The organism is Cellulomonas fimi (assembly GCF_012952065.1).
In the GTDB taxonomy this organism is placed as follows: domain Bacteria; phylum Actinomycetota; class Actinomycetes; order Actinomycetales; family Cellulomonadaceae; genus Pengzhenrongella; species Pengzhenrongella fimi_A.
In genome coordinates, this window is the sequence record NZ_JABCJJ010000002.1 from 170,803 (window position 1) to 194,088 (window position 23,286).

Annotated in this window: 14 protein-coding genes and 2 pseudogenes; 10 read left to right on the forward strand and 6 right to left on the reverse strand. The window is 74.4% G+C overall.

All coding sequences use genetic code 11. The annotated features are described in order from the left end of the window. The first annotated feature begins 45 nt into the window (after positions 1-45). Positions 46-708: a GntR family transcriptional regulator gene (locus tag HIR71_RS02270; protein WP_169323013.1), complete on the forward strand. Its 663-nt coding sequence runs from the start codon at positions 46-48 to the stop codon at positions 706-708. 58 nt (positions 709-766) lie between these two features. Next, positions 767-1,156, forward strand: a complete 390-nt coding sequence (locus HIR71_RS02275) for a universal stress protein (protein WP_169323015.1) — start codon at positions 767-769, stop codon at positions 1,154-1,156. Between the two features lie 322 nt (positions 1,157-1,478). Here HIR71_RS02275 and poxB read toward each other — a convergent pair. Beyond that, positions 1,479-3,205: pseudogene (gene poxB / locus HIR71_RS02280) on the reverse strand (ubiquinone-dependent pyruvate dehydrogenase). A gap of 147 nt (positions 3,206-3,352) precedes the next feature. Between poxB and HIR71_RS02285 the strand changes: the two are divergent. After that, positions 3,353-3,934, forward strand: a complete 582-nt coding sequence (locus HIR71_RS02285) for an NADPH-dependent FMN reductase (protein WP_169323017.1) — start codon at positions 3,353-3,355, stop codon at positions 3,932-3,934. A gap of 99 nt (positions 3,935-4,033) precedes the next feature. Here HIR71_RS02285 and HIR71_RS02290 read toward each other — a convergent pair whose 3' ends face one another. The 3 genes from HIR71_RS02290 to HIR71_RS02300 form a co-directional block, all read right to left on the reverse strand. Further along, on the reverse strand, positions 4,034-4,240 hold the full coding sequence (locus HIR71_RS02290) for a dodecin (protein WP_169323020.1): 207 nt from the start codon (positions 4,238-4,240) through the stop codon (positions 4,034-4,036). Positions 4,241-4,532: 292 nt separating this feature from the next. Then, on the reverse strand, positions 4,533-4,976 hold the full coding sequence (locus HIR71_RS16635) for a CBS domain-containing protein (RefSeq protein ID WP_169323022.1): 444 nt from the start codon (positions 4,974-4,976) through the stop codon (positions 4,533-4,535). Positions 4,977-5,110: 134 nt separating this feature from the next. Beyond that, a complete protein-coding gene (locus tag HIR71_RS02300) occupies positions 5,111-6,649 on the reverse strand; it encodes an FAD-dependent oxidoreductase (RefSeq protein WP_169323025.1) in 1,539 nt (512 codons plus the stop codon). Between the two features lie 221 nt (positions 6,650-6,870). Between HIR71_RS02300 and HIR71_RS02305 the strand changes: the two genes are divergently transcribed. Then, positions 6,871-8,040, forward strand: coding sequence for an aminotransferase class I/II-fold pyridoxal phosphate-dependent enzyme (locus HIR71_RS02305; RefSeq protein ID WP_169323027.1), 1,170 nt, complete (start codon positions 6,871-6,873; stop codon positions 8,038-8,040). A gap of 18 nt (positions 8,041-8,058) precedes the next feature. Here the strand turns inward: HIR71_RS02305 and HIR71_RS02310 are convergent, their stop codons facing one another. Then, entirely contained in the window at positions 8,059-8,541 is a 483-nt protein-coding gene (locus HIR71_RS02310; RefSeq protein ID WP_169323028.1) for a superinfection immunity protein, read from the reverse strand. Positions 8,542-8,755: 214 nt separating this feature from the next. Here HIR71_RS02310 and HIR71_RS02315 point away from each other — a divergent pair, with 214 nt between their 5' ends. Further along, complete coding sequence (locus HIR71_RS02315; RefSeq protein ID WP_169323030.1) at positions 8,756-9,724, forward strand: DUF808 domain-containing protein; 969 nt, start codon at positions 8,756-8,758, stop codon at positions 9,722-9,724. Positions 9,725-9,754: 30 nt separating this feature from the next. Here the strand turns inward: HIR71_RS02315 and HIR71_RS02320 are convergent. Next, positions 9,755-10,414, reverse strand: a pseudogene (locus HIR71_RS02320) (gamma-glutamyltransferase); the annotation flags it as partial. A 70-nt stretch (positions 10,415-10,484) separates the two neighbouring features. On the opposite strand from HIR71_RS02320, the gene HIR71_RS02325 reads away from it, so the two are divergent. The 5 genes from HIR71_RS02325 (at position 10,485) to HIR71_RS02345 (ending at position 23,199) form a co-directional block, all read left to right on the forward strand. Beyond that, positions 10,485-11,681: a hypothetical protein gene (locus HIR71_RS02325; RefSeq protein WP_211373678.1), complete on the forward strand. Its 1,197-nt coding sequence runs from the start codon at positions 10,485-10,487 to the stop codon at positions 11,679-11,681. Continuing rightward, positions 11,678-14,341 carry a multicopper oxidase domain-containing protein gene (locus HIR71_RS02330; protein ID WP_169323032.1) on the forward strand — a complete coding sequence of 888 codons (2,664 nt, stop codon included), beginning with the start codon at positions 11,678-11,680 and terminating at the stop codon, positions 14,339-14,341. Before HIR71_RS02325 ends, HIR71_RS02330 begins: the two co-directional genes overlap by 4 nt. A gap of 45 nt (positions 14,342-14,386) precedes the next feature. Then, positions 14,387-14,803 carry a DUF2249 domain-containing protein gene (locus HIR71_RS02335; protein WP_169323034.1) on the forward strand — a complete coding sequence of 139 codons (417 nt, stop codon included), beginning with the start codon at positions 14,387-14,389 and terminating at the stop codon, positions 14,801-14,803. Between the two features lie 196 nt (positions 14,804-14,999). Beyond that, positions 15,000-18,290, forward strand: coding sequence for a hypothetical protein (locus HIR71_RS02340; RefSeq protein WP_169323035.1), 3,291 nt, complete (start codon positions 15,000-15,002; stop codon positions 18,288-18,290). Between the two features lie 13 nt (positions 18,291-18,303). Continuing rightward, the gene (locus HIR71_RS02345; protein WP_169323037.1) at positions 18,304-23,199 is read left to right on the forward strand and encodes a hypothetical protein; all 4,896 of its coding nucleotides are present in this window, start codon (positions 18,304-18,306) and stop codon (positions 23,197-23,199) included. The last annotated feature ends 87 nt before the right edge of the window (positions 23,200-23,286 follow it).

Here is a 23,286-nt window from a genome sequence, read left to right on the forward strand (position 1 = left end):
GTATGCATGTATGCAAGGTCGAGATCTGCTGAAAGACTAACTGGCATGTCGATTGCCAACGTCCGACGGGGGACAGGTCTGGAGACGGTGTATGCCACGGTCCGCGGGCAGATCATCGACGGGTCGCTAGGCCCGGGGGACCGGCTGACCGAGCCGGCTCTCGCCGAGCGGCTGAATGTGAGCCGGACCCCAGTGCGCGAGGCGCTACGCCTCCTGCTCGCTGAGGGGCTCGTCCACCGTCAGCTCTCCGGCGGCCTGCGCGTGGCGCCGCTGCGGCGGGAGGATCTCGCCCGGATCTTCGACATCAGGGCACGGCTCGAGGGCCTGCTTGCCCGTGACGCGTCCCTGCGGATGACGCTCGAGGCGAGGTCGCGGCTCGAGAAGCTGTTGGAGCGGATGGACCGTGCGGAAGGCGACGAGTCCGAGATCCTGCGCCTTGGCCGGGAGTTCCACGCTACCGTCGCCGAGTGCGCCGACAACCCCTGGTGCAGCCAGCTGCTGCACGAGATCCGCGGCCACGTCGACCGGTACAAGGCCTGGGCCACGAGCGATCCGGGCAGGCCGGCGAAGGCCGCGGTCGAGCACCGCGCCATCTTCGATGCCCTGATGTCCGGGGACCCGGACGCAGCCGACCGGGTGATGCAGGAGCACGTGGTAAGCAGCGCCGTCGCCGCCCGGCGTGCTCTGCCGCCGGAGTGTCCGAGCTAGCTCTGTGGACCGCGCCGACAGCCAAGACCCCGACCGCCTCGACCGAGAAAGGACCGCGATGACGATCGTCGTCGGCTACACCACCAAGCCCGAGGGCAGGGCTGCGCTCGCCCGCGCCATCCACGAGGCCCAGGCCCACGCCGAGGACGTGCTCGTCCTCAACGTCTCGGCAGGGCAGGCCTACGCTGACCCGCTGCTCGCCAGCGAGGACGAGTTGGACGAGGTCCGCGCCCAGCTCGCGGACGCCCGTGTGAAGGGGGAGGTCCGCCAGCTCATGCGGGGCAAGGACGTGGCCGACGAGCTCTACGCGATCACCAACGAGCTAGGGGCCAGCCTGCTCGTCATCGGCCTGCGCAAGCGCTCACCCGTGGGCAAGCTGGTCCTCGGCAGCAACGCCCAGAAGATCCTGCTCTCGGTCGACGTCCCTGTGCTGGCCGTCAAGGCCTGAGAGGGGCCGGGCCAGGAGAGCTCCTGTGGAGATCGCGACAGAGATCGACGCACCGCCGGAACGCCGTTTGCCGTCGGTCGAGAGACAGATTTTCGAAGGTGATCAAGGAACTGCCCGAGGTCGCTCGACAGTCCCGGCGGACGCCTGCTGGGCGTCTACCAGTGGTCCCGCCTTGACCCGGTCGCGTGTGCCTGGACGATCTCGGTCAGAGCGGTTCGCCCACCCGACCGCGGTGTTCACCGAGCGCATGATGACCCACCGGCATCTGCAGCCTGCCCGGACACCCGTTGTCGGATCCGCCCTCAGCGGAGGAGGGCGCGTCTCAGAAGAGCTGTCGGTAGTTGGCGGTGGCCAGGTCGAGCAGCTCGTCCCCGCGTCCTGACAGCACGGTGCGGATGGCGTAGAGGGTGAAGCCCTTGACCTGCTCGGCGGTGATCTTGGGCGGGATGCTGAGCTCGTCCCGCTCTGTGACGACGTCGACGAGCGCCGGACCGGGATGCGCGAACGCGTCTGCGAGGCCGGAGCGGAGGTCTGCGGACCGCTCGACCCGGATGCCCTTGATCCCGATGGCCTCGGCCACGGCGGCGAAGTCGGGGTTCTTCAGCTCGGTTCCGAAGTTCACGAAGCCGGCGGCCTTCATCTCGAGCTCGATGAAGTTGAGCGAGGAGTTGTTGAAGACGACGACCTTGACCGGCAGGCGGTGCTGGGTGAGGGTCAGCAGCTCGCCGAGGAGCATGGCGAGCCCGCCGTCCCCGCTGAGCGCGATCACCTGCCGGTCCGGGAAGGCCTTCTGGGCTCCGATGCCGTGGGAGAGGGCGTTCGCCATCGTGCCGTGGGTGAACGACCCGATGAGCCGGCGCCCGCCTCCCGCGTGCAGGTAGCGGGCGGCGTAGATGACCGGTGAGCCGACGTCGGGGATCAGCACCGCGTCGTCGGAGGCCAGCTCGTCGACCAGGCGCGCCACGTACTGGGGGTGGATCGGTCGGTCGCCCCGCGACTCCGTGGCGAGGTCGTCGAGCCTGGCGCGTGTCTTGGCGTAGTGGTCGCGGGCGTCGTCGAGGTGGTCGCGGTTCTTGTCTCCGTCCAGCAGGGGGAGCAGCGCGCGTGCGGTCTCGCCGACGTCGCCGACGATCCCCAGGTCGAGCGGGGTGCGTCGTCCGAGCTGTTCGCCTCGGAGGTCGACCTGGATGATCTTCGCGTCCTGGGGGTAGAACTGCTGGTAGGGGAAGTCGGTCCCGAGCATGAGCAGGGTGTCCGAGCTGTCCATGGCGCGGTAGCCGGAGGCGAAGCCCAGCAGCCCGGTCATCCCGACGTCGAAGGGGTTCTCGAACTCGATGCGGTCCTTGCCGCGCATGGTGTGGACGATCGGGGCCGCCAGGCGGTCGGCGAGGGCGACGACGTCGTCGTGCGCGTCGCCCACGCCGGCGCCGGCCAGGATGGTGGTGCGCCGGCCGGCGTTGAGGATGGCCGCGGCCCTCCGCAGCTCGCCGTCGGACGGGACCACCCGTGGCTGGGTGGGTGAGACGACCACCGTGCGCTCGTTCACGGCCCTGGCCAGGGCGACGTCGCCGGGCAGCACGATGACGGCGACGCCCCGCTGCTCGAGCGCGGAGCGCATCGCGATCTCGAGGACGCGCGGCATCTGCTTCGGTCGGCGACGAGCTCGGCGTAGACGCTGCACTCGCGGAAGAGCTCCTGGGGATGCGTCTCCTGGAAGTAGCCGCTGCCGATCTCGCTGCTGGGGATGTGGGCGGCGATCGCCAGCACCGGCACGCGGCTGCGGGCCGCGTCGAAGAGGCCGTTGATGAGGTGGAGGTTGCCTGGTCCGCCGCTGCCGACGCAGACCGCGAGCCGCCCCGTGAGCTCGGCGTCGGCGGTCGCTGCCAGGGCGGCGGCCTCCTCGTGGCGGGTCGTCACCCACTCGATCGACCCGTCCCTGCGCACCGCGTCCGTGAGGCCGTTGAGGGAGTCGCCCGCGATGCCGTACACCCGCTCGACGCCGTTCGCCCTCAGCACGGCCACGATGTTCTGCGCGATCGTGATGGCCACGAGTGCTCCTCGATCCCTCGGCGCTGGTCGTCCCTTCCTAGCACGTGCGCGACGTCACAGCGCCCGAGGGAACTAGTTGACAGTTCATCTAGTTAGACCAGCCGGAGGGGTCGATCACCGGCCCCACGTCAGAGTGAGAGGGAGTCCATGACCAAGATCGCCATCGTCACCGGCAGCATGCGCCCCGGACGGCAGAGCCTGAACGTCGCCCACTGGGTCAAGTCGATCGCCGACCAGCGGCCCGACGCCGAGTTCGAGATCGTCGACATCGCCGACTTCGACCTCCCGGTGTGGCAGGAGGCGACGCCGCCGTCGTGGGGCCCCGCCCAGTCGGCCGAGGGCCAGACCTGGTCCGCGAAGATGGCGGAGTTCGACGGCTTCGTGTTCGTCGTCTCCGAGTACAACCACTCGATCACCGGCGCGCTGAAGAACGCGCTCGACTACCTCTCGCCCGAGCTGACCAACAAGGCGGCCGGCTTCGTCTCCTACGGTTCGGCCGGCGGGGCCCGCGCGGTCGAGCACCTGCGCGGCATCCTGTCCGAGATGCAGGTCGCGCACGTCCGCAACGCGGTTCTGATGTCGCTGTTCACCGACTTCGAGAACTTCTCGGTGTTCACCCCGACCGAGCCGGCCGCCGCGAGCGTGGAGCCGATGCTCGACCAGCTCGTCACGTGGACCAAGGCGATGGAGTCGGTGCGCGCCGGCGACTTCACCCCGGTGGCCGCCTGAGCCTCGCACCGACGCGGCGCGGACCCGTCCGTGCCGCGTCGGGCCGCGCGAGGCCGGCCCGGCCGGGCGGGCCGGTCGAGCGGTTCTCGGTGGCGCGTCTCAATCGAGCCTGAAGCCCACCTTGAGCAGCACCTGGAAGTGCCCGACCCGGCCGTCGTCGATCATGCCGCGAACCTCCTTGACCTCGAACCAGTCGAGGCCGCGCAGCGTCTGGCTCGCCTTCTCGATCCCGTTCCGGATCGCCTGGTCCATACCGTCCGGCGACGTGCCGACGATCTCGGTGACCTTGTAGGTGTTGTCTGCCATGAGGGCCCTCCTCGCGGTCCTGGGTTCGCACGAGTCTTCCGCTGACCCCCCGCGCTGGCAATCGCCCTGCCCCGGACGCCCGCACGTCGGCGGGAAACCCCTGTTCCGGTGACCACCCGACCTCGCCGTGGTGCCTGATCTCACGCGCCGGCTGCAGCCCGGTGTGGGGGTGCGGCGGCACACGCATGCCACCGGTGGCGGCGACGTCAGGAGAACGACCCCGAGCACCGGTCGGGGTGACCCGACCGTCGGACGGCGGTAGGTCACCCGCACGAGCAACCCCTCATGCGCGTCAGCCTGTCTGCGGCCGCCCCGTGATGTACGTCGTCAGCTGGTCGCGCTCGTCCTGCACCTCGGCGATCCGCTGCTTGACGACGTCGCCGATGCTCACGATCCCGGCGAGGCGGCCGTCCGCGACCACGGGCAGGTGCCGGATCCGGCGCTCGGTCATGACGGTCATGAGCTCGTCGATCCGGTCGTCGGGGTCGCACGTGTGGACCTCGGCGGTCATGATCTGCGACACCGTGCCGTCCAGGACGTGGTCGCCGTCGGCGTGCAGCCGTCGCACGACGTCCCGCTCGCTCACGATCCCGTCCACCCGCGCTCCGTCGGCCGAGACCACCACCGCACCGATCCGGTGCTCGGCCAGCAGCCCGAGCAGCTCGCGCACGCTCCGCCCCGGCTCGATGGTGACGACCGTCCCGCCCTTGCGCCTGACCACCTCGTTGACGTGCACCGTGGAAGCACCCCCTTCACCGACGCTCACCACGACGCGCGCCGTCGCGGTCTCGCTGCTGCTGACCGTACCGAGATGGCCGGGACGCGGATAGGGCCCGACGACGCGGCCCCGGCCGCGCACCTCGCCTCGTCTCACCCCGCCGGCGGATCCAGCTCCACCCGGTCGAGCGGACGGTTCGCGGGGCCCTGGAGGACCGCGCCGTCGACCGCGAAGCGCGAGCCGTGGCACGGGCACTCCCAGGCCACCTCGGTGTCGTTGAAGTGCACGAGGCAGCCAAGATGCGTGCACCGCGCCGAGACCGCGTGCAGCGCACCGGCGTCGTCGCGGTAGACGGCGCAGCGCTTCCCCTCGACCTTGAGCACCGCACCGGCGCCGGGCGCGATCTCCTCCACGGAGTCGACGTCGGACCGACGCAGCCGGTCGCCCACGAAGTGCCGCGCCACGGTGCCCTGCAACGTCGCGAGCGGACCGGCCTCCTGGCGCAGGTGCAGGCGGCGCGGGTCGTACAGGTCGGTCCAGGGCAGCGTCTGCCCGGCGATGGTCGCCGCCAGCAGCCGGCCGGCCATGACGCCGTTGCTCATCCCCCAGCCACCGAACCCGGCGGCGACGTAGACGTTCCGGGCGCCCGGGTGGAACGGCCCGACGAAGGGCAGCTGGTCGGTCGTGCTGTTGTCCTGCGTCGCCCAGCGGTAGAGGACCTCGGCGGCGGGGAACTTCTCCCGCGTCCAGGCGATCAGGCGCTCGTAGCGCTCGGCCACCTCACCCTGCTCCGCGGTGCCCGGCGTGAAGTGCTCGCCGGTGACGATGAGCAGCCGTCGGCCGTCGTCGTACGGGGCCGTGCGGACGGAGCGGGTGTTCTGCTCGGGGGTGATGTAGATGCCGCCAGGGTCGTCGGCGGCGGGGATGGCCGCCGCGACCACGACCTCGCGCACCGGATCGAGCCGCGTGAACAGCATCGCCCGGTCGAACACCGGGTAGTGCGTCGCGACCACGACGTGCCCGGCCGTCACGACGGAGCCGTTCTCCGTGGTCACCCGGCACGGGTCGCCCTCCGTCAGGTCCACGGCGCGCGAGTGCTCGAAGATCCGGCCGCCGCGGCGGACGAGGTCCTCGGCGAGGCCGAGCAGGTACGTGCGCGGGTGGAACTGGGCCTGGTCCTCGACCCGCACCGCCCCGGCGACCCGGAACGGCAGACCGGTCTCGGAGACGTAGGTCGCCGGCAGCCCGGCCTCCGACGCCGCGACGACCTCGTCGCCGATGTCGTCGAGCTGGTCCACGCCCTCGACGAACGTGTAGCCGGGGACACGCTCGAGGTCGCAGTCGATCCCGAGCTCGGCCGAGACGGCCGCGACCCGCTCCACGGCGTCCTGCTGGGACCGCGCGTAGAGGGCAGCGGCCTCGGCCCCGAACGCGCCGCGGAGCTTGCCGTAGAGCAGCGTGTGGAGGGACGAGAGCTTCGCGGTCGTGTGGCCCGTGACCCCCGCGGCGATCCGGTCCGACTCGAGCAGCACCACCCGGTACCCCGCGGCCGCCAGCTCCCACGCGACCGAGATGCCGGCGATCCCCGCACCCAGGACGGCGACGTCGGCCTCGACGTCCGCCTCCAGCGTCGGGTAGGTAGGCCCGGGAGCGGTGTGCAGCCAGTACGACTCTTCGGTGCCCAGGAGCATGTCAGCCGTCCTCGGTCGAGCCACGCCCGTGCGCCCGTCTCGCGCGGCGCGGTCCCGGCGACGCGGCCCGGCGGCCACGTCCCGTGATGATGGCCCGCGCCACGCGGCCCGGCAACCGCGCACGAGCGTCCGGCGGGGACTCCCGCTCACCAGGGCGCGGGTGAATCATGGGAGCGCACGCCGGCGCGGGCGGGCGCGTGCCTCACGAGAAGGGTGTCGACATGGAGCTGTCGGACCGGGCCAGGGCGGCGAGCGCGGCGATCGAGCCGGTGACGTCGTTCTTCCTCTCGTTGCGCGCGATGGGCGACAGGCCCGACGTCGTGGACCTCACCTTCGGCGACCCGCACGAGATGCCGCTGCCCGCCCTCGTCGACGCGATCCGGGCGAACCTCGAGCCGCGTGCCGAGGACTGGTTCGCGTACAAGTCGAGCCAGGCGCCCGCCCAGGAGGCGATCTCCGCCGGCCTGCGCGCCGAGCTCGGACTGGACGTCGAGCCCGCGGACATCGCGATGACGCAGGGCGCGTTCGGCGCCATCGCGCTCGCCTTCAGGCTCGTGGCCGACGCCGGGAGCGAGGTCGTGATCCCCGAGCCCGGCTGGTTCTACGCGCCGATGCTGCGCGCGGCCGACATGGTGCCCGTCGTCGCGTCGCTCGCCCCCGACACGTTCGACCTGGACGTCGAGGCGATCGCGCGCGCGATCACGCCCCGCACCCGCATGGTCGTGGTGAACTCGCCGGCGAACCCGACCGGCCGGGTCTACGGACGCGACCGGCTGGTCGAGCTGGCCGCGGTCCTCGAGGAGGCGTCGGCCCGCCACGGCCGCCGGATCTGGCTGCTGTCGGACGAGCCCTACCGGCGGATCCGCTTCGACGGCACCGGGTTCACCAGCCCGGCCGCCTGCTACGCGTGGACGCTGGTCGACTACAGCTACGGCAAGGTGCTGCTCGCCCCTGGGCAGCGGCTGGGCTACCTCGCGCTCTCCCCGCTGATCCCGGCGGCGGACCGCGACGCGCTGCGCGGCGTGTTGCTCCCGCTGCAGCTCGCGATGGGCTGGGGCTTCCCGGACGCGCTCATGCAGTACGCCGCGCCGGCGCTCGAGTCGGTGTCGATCGACCTGGCCGAGCTCACGCGACGGCGCGACCGCACCGTCTCGGCCCTGACCGACGCCGGGTACCGGCTCACCGTGCCCGAGGGCACCTTCTACCTGTGGGGAACGGCGCCGGGCGGCGACTCCGTCGCGTTCGCCGCCGCGCTGGCCCAGCGCGGGGTCTACGTCCTGCCGGGGACCGTGTTCGGGCGGCCCGAGAACTTCCGGATCAGCCTCACCGCGACGTCGGACATGCTCGAGCGGGCGCTGCCCGCGCTCCGCGAGGTCGGGGCCACGGTCTGAGGTGTCGCCGCGGCGACCTCATGGGGCGCGGTGGCCGGTCCAGGAGCCGCCGTCCCAGTACTGCTGGCCGGCGCCGTCGGGAGACGGGTACCAGCCGGCCGGTGGGAAGTCGGTCGTGTGCGGCTGGGCGTGCCCCGAGAACTGCTGGGCCACCATGATGTTGACCGACATCGGCGCGCTGACCACCTGGTGCGCCTGGCAGGCCATGACGAGTGCGACGACCCAGCCGACGAAACTCCAGCCGAGCAGTGCGTTGATGAGAGCGATCGTCCCGTGATTCGCCTTGCCGCGGGTCGCTGCGACGGCCCACGGCAGCATGTACAGAGCGGTGACGACGGCGACCACCCACGCGACCGTGACGAGGGCGCCGCTGACCGGGCGCTGGTCCGTCACCACCTGCGTGTGCGGCTGTCGGTAGGCGGCGACGGGATGGGCGCCACCCACGGGGTGCGGGGGCCCGGAGGGGGTGCGACCACCGGCGTAGGGCTCGAGCTGACTCATGGCGGACTCCGGTGCTGCGGTGCGGACGGGGTAGGTTCGCGTGCCTCGCCACTGTGCCACCACGAAGCGCGCGGGGAAGTGACGCGACCGGGTGAGTTCCGAACCCGCGCGCACCGACGGTCCCGCCGCCCTACCCTTGCGGCGTGACGAGTGAGAGCAGACCGCCGGTGCGTGCCACGCCTGACGTTCACGCGGTGCGGGCGGGGCACCGCTGATGGCCGCCGGACTGGCCGCGCTGCTCGACGACATCGCGGCGCTCGCGAAGCTCGCGGCGGCGTCGGTCGACGACGTCGGCGCGGCGGCGGGTCGCGCGAGCGCGAAGGCGGCCGGGGTCGTCATCGACGACACCGCGGTGACGCCTCGCTACGTGCACGGCTTCAGCCCGAAGCGGGAGCTGCCCATCATCCGGCGGATCGCCGTCGGCTCGTTGCGCAACAAGCTGCTGTTCATCCTTCCGGCCGCCCTCCTGCTGAGTCAGTTCCTGCCGTGGCTGCTCACGCCGATCCTCATGGTCGGCGGCACGTACCTCGCCTTCGAGGGCGCCGAGAAGCTCTACGAGCTGGTCACCGGGCGCGGCAAGCACGGCACCCAGGAGACGTCGAGGCAGGAGACGCCCCTGCCGGCCGCCGTCCAGGGCGAGGACATCGAGAAGAAGATGGTCAGCGGCGCGATCCGCACCGACTTCATCCTCTCGGCCGAGATCATGGTCATCGCCCTCAACGAGGTCGCCGCCGAGCCGTTCGTCTCGCGCGCCGTCATCCTCGCCGTCGTCGCCCTCGGCATCACGGCATTGGTCTACGGGGTCGTCGCGCTCATCGTGAAGATGGACGACATCGGGCTGAACCTGGCGGAGCGACGGAACGACGCGCTCGCGGCCACCGGCCGGTTCCTCGTGCGGGCGATGCCCAAGGTGCTCGCGGTGCTGTCGACCGTCGGGATCGTGGCGATGCTGTGGGTCGGCGGCCACATCCTGCTGGTCGGGGTCGACGAGCTCGGCTGGCCCGGGCTCTACGACCTGGTGCTTCGTGCGGGGGAGGCGGTGCACGGCGTGGCCGGCATCGGCGGCTTCCTGGCGTGGCTGACGGACACGCTCGCGTCCGCGCTCGTCGGGCTCGTCGTCGGCGCCGTGGTCGTCGCGATCATGCACCTGATCCCGCGCCGCAAGGGCGCCGCGGCGCACTGAGCGGGCGCGGCGCACCGACCCGCTGGCGGGTCAGCTCCTCGGGTCGACGACCCCGGCGCTCCCGCCACCGCGCCGGGTCGGCTCGGCCGCCGCGAGCAGCGAGCCGTCGCCCAGGAACTCGATCCCGGTGGCCGCCCCGATCTCCGGGTTGTCGCTGAAGGTGTGCCCGAGCGCCTGGAGGCCCGTGCGGGGGAAGCCCGGCTCGGCCTGGACCGCCGCCGTGTTGCGCTGGGTCGCGCGCGGTGCGGCGATCGCCTCGGGGAGCCCCATCCCCAGGTCGAGGCGGTTCATCAGGACCTGCAGGACCGTGGTGATGATGGTCGATCCGCCCGGTGAGCCGACGGCGAGCAGGGGCTTCCCCTCCATCAGCACGATGGTGGGGGCCATCGAGCTGCGCGGCCGCTTGCCCGGACCCGGCAGGTTCGGGTCGGGCGCGTCGCCCTGCGTGCCGGTGAAGTTGAAGTCGGTGAGCTCGTTGTTCAGCAGGAAGCCGCGCCCGGGCACGACCATCCCGTTGCCGCCCGTCGACTCGATCGTGAGCGTGTACGCGACGACGTTGCCCCACCGGTCGGCCGTGGTCAGGTGGGTCGTGGACACGTCGTCCGAGCCCGCCACCCCGGCGGCGGCCATGTCATCGCACGCGGCGTAGTCGCCGTCGGGCACGCCGGGTGGCACCGGCTTGGCCAGCGCGGACCCGGAACGCAGGACCCGGGACCAAGGTCCGGGGCCGCTCCCGCGTGCCGGTGCCTACGGTCGGGTGGTGAGGAACCCCGCCCGCCTGGCCTTCCTGCTGCCCGCGGGTCTCGCCCTCCTCGCGGGCCTCGACGCGGCGCTCCTCCTGCTGGGGCTTCCGGCCCCCGTGACCACCGAGCGGTTGCCCCAGGTCCACGGCGGCCTCCTCGTGCTCGGGTTCGTCGGCACGGTGATCGCCCTCGAGCGGGCGGTCGCGCTGCGGACGTGGTGGGGCTTCACCGCACCGGGCACGACGGCGCTCGGCGCGGTCCTCCTGCTGGCGCCGGTCCCGCTGGTCGTCGGCCAGGGCCTCCTCGTCGCCGGCACGGGTGCCCTCCTCGCGGTCTACGCCGCGCTGTGGCGGCGGCAGGAGTCACTCGCGCTCGGCGTCCAGGTGCTCGGCGCCGTGCTCGCGACCGGGTCCGCGCTGCTGTGGTGGGGCGGCGCCCCGGTCCCCGTCGTGCTGCCCTGGTTCGTCGGCTTCCTCGTGCTGACGATCGCGGGGGAGCGGCTCGAGCTCGCGCGCGTCGGTCGGCCCGGCAGCCGGGCGGAGCGTGCGATGGGCGCCGTCGCCGCCACGCTGTTCGCCGCCGTCGTGGCCGCGCCGCTCTGGCCCGGCGTCGCGCACCCGGCCCTCGGTGCGGCCCTGCTCGGCCTGGTCGCCTGGCTGGTGCGGCACGACGTCGCCCGACGCACCGTGCGGTCCACCGGGCTGCCGCGCTTCATGGCGTGGTGCCTGCTCGCGGGCTACGCCTGGCTCGCGGTCGCGGGCGCGACGTGGCTCCTGCTCGGGCCGGTCGCGGACGGCCCGGCCTACGACGCCGTGGTCCACAGCGTGTTCCTGGGCTTCACGGTCTCGATGATCATGGCCCACGCGCCCGTGATCCTGCCGGCGGTGATCGGCCGGGCGCTGCCGTTCCGCCGCGCGTTCTACGGCCCGGTCGTCCTGCTGCACGGCTCGCTCGCGCTGCGGGTCGTGGGCGGCGACCTTCGCGGCGAGCAGTGGGCGCTCCAGGTGGGGGGCGCGCTCAACATCGTGGCTGTGCTGCTGTTCGTGGCGCTCGCGGTCTGGTCGTCGGTCCGGGGCGGCGGTGCCGGCCGGCTCGGTCGCGCGCCGCGCCGTACCGCCCCCGCTGCGGCCACGACCTCGGCGCGTGCAGCGGCCCCGGCCGTGGCCGCTGCGCGCGCCGAGGTCGGGTCCGTCGAGCTGGAGACGGCCCGATGAGGGGCCGGTGGCACCTGCGGGTCAACGCCATCGTGGTCGCGTGGCTCGTCGCGGCGGCCGTCGTCGCGGCCGGTCACCGCGCCGTCCCGCAGGCGACGTGGCTCATGCTCCACCTGCTGCTCCTGGGCGCGGCGAGCACGGCCATCCTCATCTGGAGCGCGCACTTCGCGGAGGCGGTCCGGCGCCGTCCGCTCCCCGGGGGGCACCGGGCACAGGCGGCGCGGCTCGCGCTGCACAACGCGGGCGCCCTGGCGGTGGTCGCGGGCCTGCTCACCGGGACCTGGCCCGCCGTCGTCGGGGGCGCGACCGCCGTGGGCACGGCGGCGCTGTGGCACGCCGGGACGCTGGTGGCCCAGGGCCGCGGCGCCCTCGGCGTGCGCCTCGGGTGGACCGCCCGCTACTTCGTGGCCTCGGGAGTCGCGCTGCCGGTCGGCGCGGGCCTCGGCGCGCTGCTGGCGCGTCCGGACCTGACCGGCGAGCTCGCGTCCCGCGCCTACGTCGCGCACGTCACGGTCATGCTGCTGGGCTGGGTCGGCTTGACCGTGGTGGGCGCGCTCGTGACGCTCTGGCCGACGATGCTGCGCGTCCAGCTGCACCCAGACGCCGCGCGGGCCGGCACGCACGGCCTGGTCGTGCTCGTGCTCGCGCTCACGACGACGCTCGCGGGGACGGCCTCGGGGTCGCTGCCGGTGGCGGGGGCGGGGATCGCGCTCTACCTCGTCGGCCTCGTGCGCGTGGCGTGGCCGTGGGCAGCCGGGGCGCGGGACCGTCCGCCGACGACGTTCGCCGCGCAGTCGGTGGGGCTCGGGGTGGTGTGGCTCGGGCTCGCGGTGGCGACGTGGAGCGTCGGTCTCGCGACCGCGCCGTCGTGGGACGTCGCCCATGCCAGGTTCGCCGGACTGATCGCTCCGCTCGCCGTCGGGTTCACGGCCCAGGTCCTGCTCGGCGCGCTCGCGCACCTCGGTCCGATGATCCTCGGCGGCGGCCCGTCAGCCGTCCGTGCCGCGATGGCGGTGCTCGAGCGGGGCGCGGGCGCCCGGCTGCTGCTGGTCAACGGCGGTCTCGCGCTCTTCGTGGCCCCGGTCCCGAGCCTGGTCCGGGTCGGGACGTCGATGCTCGTGCTGGGCGCCCTGGTCGCGACGCCCGTGCTCCTCGTGCGCGCCGTCGTCGTGTCCCGACGCCGGGCCCGGGCGGCGCAGGGCGGTCCCACGCTCGTGCCGGTGGCCGACCTCGCGACGGCCCGGCGGCGACCGGAGCCCCGCCGGCCGATGGGTCCGACGGTCGCGGCCGCCGCAGCGCTCGCCCTGGTCGTCGCCGGTGCCGTCGCAGCGGACCCGGCCGCTGCCGGGCTTGGCACGTCGTCGGCCGCGGGGGCCGCGGCGACCGGGCGCGTGGTCGAGGTCGAGGTCGAGGCGCGCGACATGCGCTTCGAGCCGTCGAGCGTGACGGTCGACGCGGGCGACAGCCTGGTGCTGGTGGTGACGAACGTCGACACGGCGGTGCACGACCTGGTGCTCGACTCAGGGGCGTCGTCCGGGCGGATGGCTCCCGGCGCGACCGTGCGGGTCGAGGTCGGCGTGGTCGGACGCGCCCTCGACGGCTGGTGCTCCGTGGCGGGACACCGGCAGATGGGCATGCTCTTCGACGTCGTCGTCCGCGGCGGGGGCGACGGCGCGGCGTCGGCGAGCGAGGGCGGGACCGGCGATGCGGACGGTGGTGCGGCTGGGTCGGCGGGTGTCGCGTCGTCGGCGGCCGACGCGATGGACCTGCGCGGCGACCCCGCCGACGACGTCCGCCCGTACGACCCCGCGCTCGCCCAGGCGCCGGCGGGCACGACCCACCGCGTGACCCTCGACGTCACCGAGGTCGAGCGCGAGGTCGCGCCCGGTGCGCGGCAGGCGTTGTGGACGTTCGGCGGCACGACGCCCGGGCCGACGCTCCGCGGGAAGGTCGGCGACACGTTCGTGGTGACGCTCCGGAACGACGGGTCGCTCGGCCACTCGATCGACTTCCACGCCGGCGCCGTCGCGCCCGACGAGGTGACACGCACGATCGAGCCGGGGGAGTCGCTGACGTACACGTTCACCGCGACCCGAGCGGGCATCTGGACGTACCACTGCTCGACCTCGCCGATGTCGCTGCACATCGCCAACGGGATGTTCGGGGCCGTGATCATCGACCCGCCCGACCTGCCGCGCGTCGACCGCGAGTACCTCCTGGTCCAGTCCGAGCTCTACCTCGGCGAGCAGGGCGGCATCGCGGACGCGACGAAGATCGGCGCCGAACGCCCCGACGCGGTCGTCTTCAACGGCTACGCGAACCAGTACGACCGCACGCCGCTGCCCGCGCGGGTCGGCGAGCGCGTGCGCCTCTGGGTGCTCGACGCCGGGCCGAACCGGCCGACGTCGTTCCACGTCGTCGGGGGCCAGTTCGACACCGTGTTCGCGGAGGGCGCCTACCTGCTGGGCGGACCCGGCGGACCCGGCGCGGCCGGCGGACCCGGCGACGGGACCGGTGGCGCGCAGTCGCTCGCCCTCGCGCCCGCGCAGGGCGGATTCGTGGAGCTGTCCTTCTCCGAGCCCGGCACCTACCCCTTCGTGTCCCACCTGGTGGTCGACGCCGAGCGCGGCGCCCGGGGGACCCTCGCTGTCCGCCCCTGAGCGGTCGCACCACCACCCATCCGCACCATGATCGAGGAGACCACGATGACCACGACACCGACGACCCCCGCGACCCCGACGACCGACACCGTCGAGCAGCAGGTCGGCGCCGACGAGCAGGCCGAGGGCTGCGCGTGCGGCGGATGCGGCTGTGACGACACCGCCGGGCGGTCGACCGCCGGGCAGGCGACGGACGACACGGTGGCGATCACGCGCAAGCCCGAGGTCGAGCCCACCGACCTCGACGTTCGCCCGCTCCCGCCCGCGCAGCGCCACGAGCGGATCCTCGCCACGGTCGCGGCGCTCGTGCCCGGCGAGGCGTTCGTGCTCGTCAACGACCACGACCCGAAGCCGCTGCGGTACCAGCTCGACGCCGAGCAGCCGGGGCAGATCGCGTGGGAGTACCTGGCCGAGGGACCGGAGCTGTGGCGCGTCCTGCTCACGCGTGAGCGCTGCTGCTGACGCCAGGGACGGTCGCGCCGACCGACCGCAGCCGTGACGCCGGGCTCGACTCGCGGCGTCGTCCCGGGTAGCGCGGTCGGTCGGCGCGGACGACCGTTGCCAGAGCGGGTCGCAGGGCGGGATGATCCTCCCAAGACGCACATACCCCCTCGAAGCGGACCCGCCGACGGGCGTGCGCGTAGAGGGACGGTGCCCCATGGGCCAGCCCGACGACGTCCGGCAGGACGAGCGGCCTCAGGTCGACGCCCGCCTCCTGCGCACGCGCGACCTGGTCGACCTGCGCCTCCAGGCCCCGGGATGCACGCTCGAGGCGACCGACGGCGGCGCCGAGCTGGTGGCCGGACCGGACGCCTCGCTCGTCGTCCACCTCCCGCCGCAGCACCTCGGCGAGGAGGTCTGGCAGGCGGGGGCGCAGTCGCCCCCGAGCCCGCCACCCCCGCCGACGCCCCCGCCCCGACCCTCGAGCCACGTCGCGGCGGGGCCGAGCCGGCTCGTGTTCGAGCTCCCCGAGGGCACGCGTCTGGCGTACTCGCTCGAGGGCGTGCTCGGGGCGCTGCCCGGTCTGCGCCTGCGCGTCTCGGCCGCCGCGACGCCCGCGGGGGAGGCGGGCGACCTCGGCATCGAGCCGCCGGGCGAGCTCGAGACCGCGATCGAGGCGCCCTACCGGCTGATCGTCTCGCCGAGCGCGCGCGGCGCGTTCCGTCACGAGACCAGCCCGAAGGGACCGCGTGACCGGGTCGAGCTGTGGCGCACGCACCTGACCGTCCGGACGGACGACGGCGGCCTCGACGACGACGACGCCGACCAGCGCATCGTGCGCGCGCTCTGGACCCGCGACGGCGAGCTGCCGCCGCCGACCTTCGACCAGCCGCTCGTCCCGTTCGACCGCACCGCGATCGTCGCCCAGACGCACGGCGGTGACCCCGCGAACGCGCTCACCCCGCTCGAGGCCACGAGGCTCGAGCTCTCGAGCCTCGGCGCGTGGTTCGACTGGAAGCAGTCGTGGGAGTTCCCGTCGACCGTCGTCGACTACCGGCACCAGGCCTTCATGGGCCGTGACGCCTACGTCCGCGTGGCCTACCCCGGGCTGCTCTTCCCGTTCGGGCACCGGTGCTTCCTGGTGAAGGTCACCGAGCGGGAGATCAAGCACCGGGACGATCCGGTCGCCTACCTGTGGCAGCGCTGGTTCATCATCCTGCGCCAGCCGACGCGCACCTACCCGCCGACCGACCGGGACAACCCGTTCGGGCAGGTCACCGTGAGCCCGCTGGTCACGCCGGACATCGACAAGCCGCCCGAGGACCAGCAGCCGTTCGTGCCGACCCGCAACGGCGTCCCGTTCCCGTTCACGCTCACGACGGTCGACCGGGGCGGCGGGACGCGGGCGTGGGCGGCGCCGCTCCTGTTCGTCCAGGCGGGCAAGGACGGGCCTCAGACCTTCGTCTTCCACGCGGACGTGGCGTCGGCACGGTACTTCCCGGTGCGCGCGATCCCGGGCCGGGGCCAGACGCTCGCGGTCGCGCCGCCCGTCAAGGCGGGGGACACCTCGGTCGAGGTCGCGCACCTGGTCTTCGACGGCGAGATCGACACCGGCGCGGTGACGTCGCGGCCGTTCCTCACCGAGCTGCGGGGCGTCGTGCCCGCCATGCGGCACCTCGCGCCGCAGGCGCCCGCCGTCGACCTCGTGCTCGCGAAGCCCTACCTCGCGCACGGCCTGCCGACGCGCGCCGTCGACGCCGCCCCGGTGCCCGGGACGCCCAACGCGGGCGAGCTCGTCCTGGCGCTGAAGAGCCTGCCGCCCGCCGTCGACTTCACCAGCGGGTCCGACCGGTCCGGCGGGTTCGTCGCGCCCAACCTGTCCGTCCAGGGCGTCTCGCGTGCGCTGGGCGCGGTCGGGGTGAGCGGTGACGCGCCCACGCCGTTCGACGCCGGCGCGTTCGACCCGGCCTCGTTCCTGTCGGGGGCGATGCCCAAGCTGTTCGGCCTGTTCAGCCTGCTGGACCTGCTCGACGCCGCGGGCCTCGACGAGGCACCCGCGTTCGTGTCCGACGCGCTCGACGCCGTGACGAAGCTGCGCACGGAGGCGCTGCGCCTGCGGGCCGCGCTCGACGACGCGCAGGCGCGGCTCGCGCAGGAGGTCGCGAGCGCGGCGCACGCGGGCGCCAAGGCCGTCGCGCAGCGCGCCGAGGACGAGCTCGACGCACGCGCCGCGACCCTCGCGACCCGGCTCGACGCGCTACTCGCGGCCGTCCAGGGGCTGCCGGGCGACCCAGGCGCGGTGAGCGCGGCCGCCGTCGCGCTCGCGGGCGAGCTCGAGCCCCTCCTGACGGCGATCGGGCTGCCCGGTGTCCCCGCCGCGGTGCGGTCCGCCCTGACCAAGCCGGTGCAGACGCTGACGACGCTGACCGACCTCGCGAAGGACGCCGCCGGGCTGGCGCAGCTGCTGCAGGGGGCGGTGGGCGGACAGGTCACGGCTCGGCTGCGGTGGCGGCCCTCGATCAGGCCGTGGGGCATGGCGGGCGCTCCGAACGTCTTCAGGCCGAAGGACGCCCACGCGCTGCACGTCGACGTCGAGGTCCGGGCGTCGGCGAGCGCTCCGCCGGCCGTCGACGTCGTCGCGGAGATCGTCGACGTCGACCTCAACCTGATCGGCGACGGGCCCGCCGGCCTCATGAAGCTGATGTTCCGGCGGATCGGCTTCCACGCCGGCTCGGCGGGCAAGCCCGAGGTCGACGTCGTCTTCGGCGGGATCGGGTTCCTCGGGCCGCTGTCGTTCGTCGACCGCCTGCGTGAGCTCATCCCGTTCGACGGGTTCTCGGACCCGCCCTACGTCGACGTCGCGCCCGACGGCGTCACGGCGGGCTTCGACCTCGCGCTGCCCAACGTGTCGATCGGCGTCTTCAGCCTCGAGAACATCGCGCTGGGCGCCGATGCCCGGGTGCCGTTCCTCGGCGACGCGATGACGGTCGGGTTCTACTTCTGCGCGAAGGACGCGCCGTTCCGGCTCACCGTGATGGCGATCGGCGGCGGCGGGTGGCTCGTGCTGCGGGCGTCGCCCAAGGGGCTCGTCCTGCTCGAGCTGGGGCTCGAGGCAGCCGCGTCGCTGTCGGTCGACCTCGGTGTGGCGTCGGGCTCGGTGTCGATCGCGGTCGGCGTCTACCTGCGCCTCGAGGCGGACAAGGGGCTGCTCACCGCGTACTTCCGGATCCGCGGCGAGGTCGACGTGCTCGGCCTGGTCAGCGCGTCGATCACGCTCGAGCTCTCGCTCACCTACCACTTCCAGACCGGCAAGCTGATCGGCCGCGCGTCGCTCGTCGTCGAGGTCGAGGTGCTGTTCTTCTCCGCCTCCGTCGAGATCACGGTCGAGCGCAAGCTCGCGGGCTCGAAGGGTGACCCGACGCTCTACCAGGTCATGCCCCCGGACGACGACGGCACGAACGCCGACTGGGCCACGTACTGCGACGCGTTCGCCCCCGTGCCGGCCTGAGGCAGGAGACCCGATGCCCGCCACCGTCCTCGCGACCGCGCTGCCGCACTCGCTGGCCGACGACGCGCCGTTCCAGCTGACCGTCTTCGTCACGCACAAGCTCGTCGGCGCAGGCGCCATTCTCTCCGACTTCCCCGCCGCGGCCGACTGGGTCGGCACCCTCGCGGGCTGCACCTTCACGCTGCGGACGTCGCTCGACCCCGACGCAGCCCTGCCGCTGCGCGTGGTCACCATGCCCGACACCGTGCCCGACGCCGCCGCGTGGGCTGCGGTGCTGCCGCCCACCACCGCGGTCCGGGCGTTCCCGACACCCGCGGTGTCCGACGAGACGTGGCGCACCAACCCGGCCAGCCGCCTGAGCGACCACGCCGTCGACCTGCACGTCGCGGCGATCACCGCCGCGCCGGCCCGCCGGCCCGGCCTGACGGGCGACCCCGTGGCCGCCGGGCTGCTCGAGACGCTCGCAGGTCTGGACCCGGACGGCCCGCTGCGTCGGCTGCTGGGCGACGCCCCGGCGCGAGCGCGCCGCGCCCTGCAGCTCCCGGGCCGGCGGCTGCGCGACGCGCTGACGACCATCGGTCCCCTGACCGACACCGGCGACCTCCGGCCGGGGCGCACGCACGACCTCCCGCCGCTGCCCGTGTACCAGTCGAGGATCGACGACGAGCCGTCGCCGGTGCAGGTGCTGCTGGACGACCCCGAGGCGGACCGGCGGGTGACCGAGCGGCTCGACGCCCTCGTCGGCCAGGACCTGTCCGCCGACCCGCAGCTCCAGCTCCTCGTCGACGCCCACGCGATGCGGCGGTACTACGAGCGGCCCGAGCAGCCTCAGCAGACCCCGCGCCAGGAGCCGGACCCCGACGCCCCGCCGACGCCGCGTCCGGACCGCCCCGACCACGACTTCCACGCGCGGATCGGGTCGTTCGGCTCCACACCGGCCCTGCTGCGCAGGCTCGGCCTCGCCGTCGACGTCGTGCTGGACGGGCTGGACCCCGCGGGCGCCCGGGCGGCACTCGCCGGCGCGACGTGGGTCAGCGTGACGCTCGCCTCGACGCACCCCGACGTCGAGGTGCTCCCGGCGCGGCGGACGGCGGTCGTCGTGGACGACGTCGTGTTCGCCGCGCGGTCGAGCGACGCGTGGGTCGGCGGCGCGCTGCCGCTGGGCGACGACGAGTGGGTGGTGCTCGACGCCGACCCGGACGCCTCCGGGCTCAAGCTCGACCAGCACGCGCGCAACCTGGCGCGGCAGTACGCGAGCGAGGCGAACGGCGACCCCGCGACGTCCGCCCCCGGCACGCTGCGCGCCACCGGGTTCGCGCTCGCCCGGCGGGAGCGGGCGGCCCAGCTGCGGGCCCGCGTGCAGCAGGCGGAGCAGCTCGCGGTCGACGACGGCACGCGCGAGCTGCTGCTCGACGACCTGGTGCGTGGCATCCGGGTCGAGGTGTGGGACGACCGGACGCGGGAGTGGCACAGCCTGCACCGGCGGCTCGTCACGGTCACGGGCGAGCCGGGCGGGGTCCCGGTCCTCGAGGAGGCCGCGGACGTCGGGTTCCTGCAGCTCTCGGCGCTCAACCGCGTGCCCGACGGCGCCCCCGGGTACTACCTGCACGAGGTCGTCGCGGGCTGGGACGGCTGGAGCCTGTCCGCGCCGCGGCCGGGGAAGACCATCGTGCACGTCGAGCCGCCCGGGCCGGACGGCGCGACCGAGGTGGTGGTCGACGCCCCGCCCGACCCGCCGGTCGACGGCGCGCACGTCTCGTCGCGGGTCGAGCCGCGGTCGCTGCCGCGGCTGCGGTACGGGACGTCGTACAGCTTCCGGGTGCTCGCCGTCGACCTCGCGGGCAACTCCGTGCCGCAGGTCCCGGCGCGGCGACGGCCGCCCCTGGTCGAACCCGACGCGAGGGCGCTCGAGGCCGCCCGCGCGCACCTGGACCGGCTCCGCGCCGCGTACGAGCGACGCGATCGCGGTGGCGTCGCGGGCGCGCGCCGCGCCGCGGTGGTCGCGCACCTGCGTGCGGCCCAGGAGCGCGTCGCCAGCCCCGTCGCCCACCCGCTGCCCGTCGAGCTGCGGTCGGGCGACGACCGGGTCGACGCGGCCGTCGAGGACCTCGTGGCCCGGGCGGTGGCGAGCGAGCCGCCCGCGCCGGCCGCGCAGCGCGCGCTCGCGGCCGTCGGGACGGCGGCACGCGTGCTCGCGGAGTCGCGCGAGAGCCTGCGCGTGCGGCCGCAGCTGCGGGTCGACGCACGCGATCTCGCCAGGCTCGGCCGGAACGACGACCTGCAGCTCCCCGACGACCTACGGCTGCTCAGGCGGGCCGTCGTCACGACGCCACGGCCGTACCTGCGGTGGGAGCCCGTGCCCGCGCCCGCCCTCGTCGCCCGCGAGGAGCTCGGGACCGGCGAGCAGCTCGGGCACCTGGTCGTCCGCAGCGGCATCGTGGACGGCCCGGGCGCGGACGCGCGACCGACGGCGGAGCGCCACGTGGCGCCGCCCAAGGCGACGCAGCTCGAGGCCGAGGCCGCCGGCCTGTTCGACGCCGCGATCGGCACGGGCGACACCGCCGAGATCCGGCGCCTGTACGCCGTGGCGCTGGCCGAGCGGGGCACGCTCCTGGACCAGCGCGTGCCGAGCCTCACGGACCCGAGGGCGACCGACGAGCAGCCCGGCGTCGCGCTCCTCGACCGGCCGGGGGCGGACACGGGCTCGGACAGCCGCGCCACGCTCGACAAGATCACCGCCGACCGGGGCCGGCCCGTCGGGGAGGGCCAGTACGTGGTGCACGGCACCGAGGCGCTGCGCCTGCCGTACCTGCCGGACCCGTACGCCGCCGGGATCTCGCTGGTGTTCTACGAGGCGGGCGCGCCGCACGCGCTGCCCGAGCCGCGCGCGCTGCAGGCCGTCACGGTGCCGTACCCCGGCGCGTGGCCGTCGCTGCAGCCGCTGCGGATCGTCGTCGAGCGCGGCGACGCGCTCGGCGCGCGCGTCGTCGGGCACGAGGTCCGGGTCGCGCTGCCGCCCGGCGAGCAGGTGCGCGTCGCCCTCTCGAGCACCGTCGACCTCGCCGCCCTGGACCGGTTCGGGCTGTGGCGCTCGCACCTGGCCAGCGTCGTCGACCCCGCGGACGGCTACACGACCGACGAGGTCGTCGCCGCGGCGGCCCTGCAGCGGGCGGCGGTGTCAGGGTGGACCTGGTGGCTCACGCCCTCGGTCGACGTGCGGCTCGTGCACGCGGTGCCCGCGCCGGTCCGGCCGCCGCGGCTGGTCGACCTGAGCCTGTTCCTGCGTCCGCCCAATCGCGCGGTCGCGGCCTTCACCGGGCTCGTCGACGTGCACGGGTCCAGCACGGACCTGCTCGTCGTGCGCGCGAGCTGGACCGAGCAGGTGGACGACCTCGCGGCTGCGGGTCCGCAGGAGGTGACCCGGTCCGACGTCGTCGTCCGCTCGCCCGTCGGGGAGCGCGAGCGGACGGGGGTGCTCTTCCTGTACGACTACCTGCCGACCGGCGCGCTCGCCCAGGCGCTCGGCGGCGTGGCGTTCCACCGGATGCTGCAGACGTTCGAGGACACGCACCACCGCCGCGTGACGTACGTGCCGAGCGGCACGACGCGGTTCGCGGAGCTGTTCGACCCCGCGCAGGTGCCCGCGGCCGACGACGCGGCGCTCGCGGGCGAGCCGGTGGTCCTCGACATCCCGTCGTCCGCGCGCCCGGCCGCGCCGCTCGTGCTCGACGCCGTGCCGCTGCTGCGCTGGGAGGAGGGGAGCGAGCCCGACGAGCCGTTCGCGTGGCGTCAGGTGCGACGCTCCGGCGTGCGGATCTGGCTCGCCCGCCCGTGGTTCTCCTCGGGCGACGGCGAGCTGCTCGGCGTGCTTGTCTTCGACACCCACGAGTGGGTGCAGCTCCCGGACGGCACGTGGGAGCGCCGGGCCAAGGCGGTGCAGGCGCCCGACGGCGCGACGAGCCTGTGGGCAGCGGACCCGGTCGTCCAGCACGGCGGGGCGACCTCGGACCCGACCGTCCCGCCGCTGCTCACCCTGGACCACCTGCTGCTGGACGCCGTCGAGACCGGCGCCGCCGAGGGCGTCGGCATCCGGCCGCCGCTCGCCGGCGAGGTGTCCGGCGGGCGGGACCGAGGGTGGCCCGACGCGCCGGGCAACCCCGTCGCGGTCGCCGCGGCCGTCCCGCTGCGCGACGTGGCGGGGCGCCCGGCCGTGCGCGTGCTGGGGTACCGGCCGGAGTACGACGAGGCGTCAGGTCGCTGGTTCGTCGACGTCGCCGTCCACCCGACCTCTGCGCTGTGGCCGTTCGTGCGGCTCGCGGTCGCGCGGTACCAGCCCTCCGCGATCGACGGCTGCACGCTGTCGCCGGTCGCGCTGACGAGCTGGGTCCAGCCGCTGCCGACCCGGACGCTGACGGTGAGCCGACCGGGCCCGGAGCACGTGCAGGTGACCCTGACCGGGGTCGTCGGCTGGCTGCGCTGGGACCCGCGCTCGACGGCCGAGCCGCCGGGCGACCAGCTGAGCGCCGACAGCCCGACCGGCGCGGCGGCGCACCGCGCGATGCGCCTGCAGCAGTCCCGGACCGTGCGCGCGACGGTGCAGCGCCGCCCGGAGGGGGCCGGTGACCTGGAGTGGGAGACGGTCTCGTCGTCGCTGCTGCTGGCGGTCGACGTCGAGGAAGCCGGCGGCTTCCGGGCGACCTGGACCGGCTCGGTCGTGCTGCCCCAGGGCGCAGGGACTCCCGCGGGGGAGACGGCGGGGTACCCGGCGCTGCAGCGGCCCGGCGGCGACGTGACGACCTGGCGCGTGCTCGTCGAGGAGCACGAGCTGCTCGACGCCGACCCGACCACGCCCGGCCTGCCCCCGGCGCCCGTGCCGCGGCTGGTGTACGCCGGGGAGGTCGCGCTGTAGCCGTCGAGGCGCGGCGTACGCCCGGATCGGCGAACCTGGGGGGACCGCGGGAACGGCCGGGTCCCGGTCGGGCGGGGTCGAGGCCCG

Bases quoted from the DNA above. Each gene is read 5' to 3' on its own strand.
- HIR71_RS02305 (WP_169323027.1), top strand. From the start codon at position 6,871: ATGGAGCTGTCGGACCGGGCCAGGGCGGCGAGCGCGGCGATCGAGCCG.
- HIR71_RS02315 (WP_169323030.1), top strand. From the start codon at position 8,756: ATGGCCGCCGGACTGGCCGCGCTGCTCGACGACATCGCGGCGCTCGCG.
- HIR71_RS02345 (WP_169323037.1), top strand. From the start codon at position 18,304: ATGCCCGCCACCGTCCTCGCGACCGCGCTGCCGCACTCGCTGGCCGAC.
- HIR71_RS02335 (WP_169323034.1), top strand. From the start codon at position 14,387: ATGACCACGACACCGACGACCCCCGCGACCCCGACGACCGACACCGTC.
- HIR71_RS02275 (WP_169323015.1), top strand. From the start codon at position 767: ATGACGATCGTCGTCGGCTACACCACCAAGCCCGAGGGCAGGGCTGCG.
- HIR71_RS02285 (WP_169323017.1), top strand. From the start codon at position 3,353: ATGACCAAGATCGCCATCGTCACCGGCAGCATGCGCCCCGGACGGCAG.
- HIR71_RS02310 (WP_169323028.1), bottom strand. From the start codon at position 8,541: ATGAGTCAGCTCGAGCCCTACGCCGGTGGTCGCACCCCCTCCGGGCCC.
- HIR71_RS02330 (WP_169323032.1), top strand. From the start codon at position 11,678: ATGAGGGGCCGGTGGCACCTGCGGGTCAACGCCATCGTGGTCGCGTGG.
- HIR71_RS02290 (WP_169323020.1), bottom strand. From the start codon at position 4,240: ATGGCAGACAACACCTACAAGGTCACCGAGATCGTCGGCACGTCGCCG.
- HIR71_RS02300 (WP_169323025.1), bottom strand. From the start codon at position 6,649: ATGCTCCTGGGCACCGAAGAGTCGTACTGGCTGCACACCGCTCCCGGG.
- HIR71_RS02340 (WP_169323035.1), top strand. From the start codon at position 15,000: ATGGGCCAGCCCGACGACGTCCGGCAGGACGAGCGGCCTCAGGTCGAC.
- HIR71_RS02270 (WP_169323013.1), top strand. From the start codon at position 46: ATGTCGATTGCCAACGTCCGACGGGGGACAGGTCTGGAGACGGTGTAT.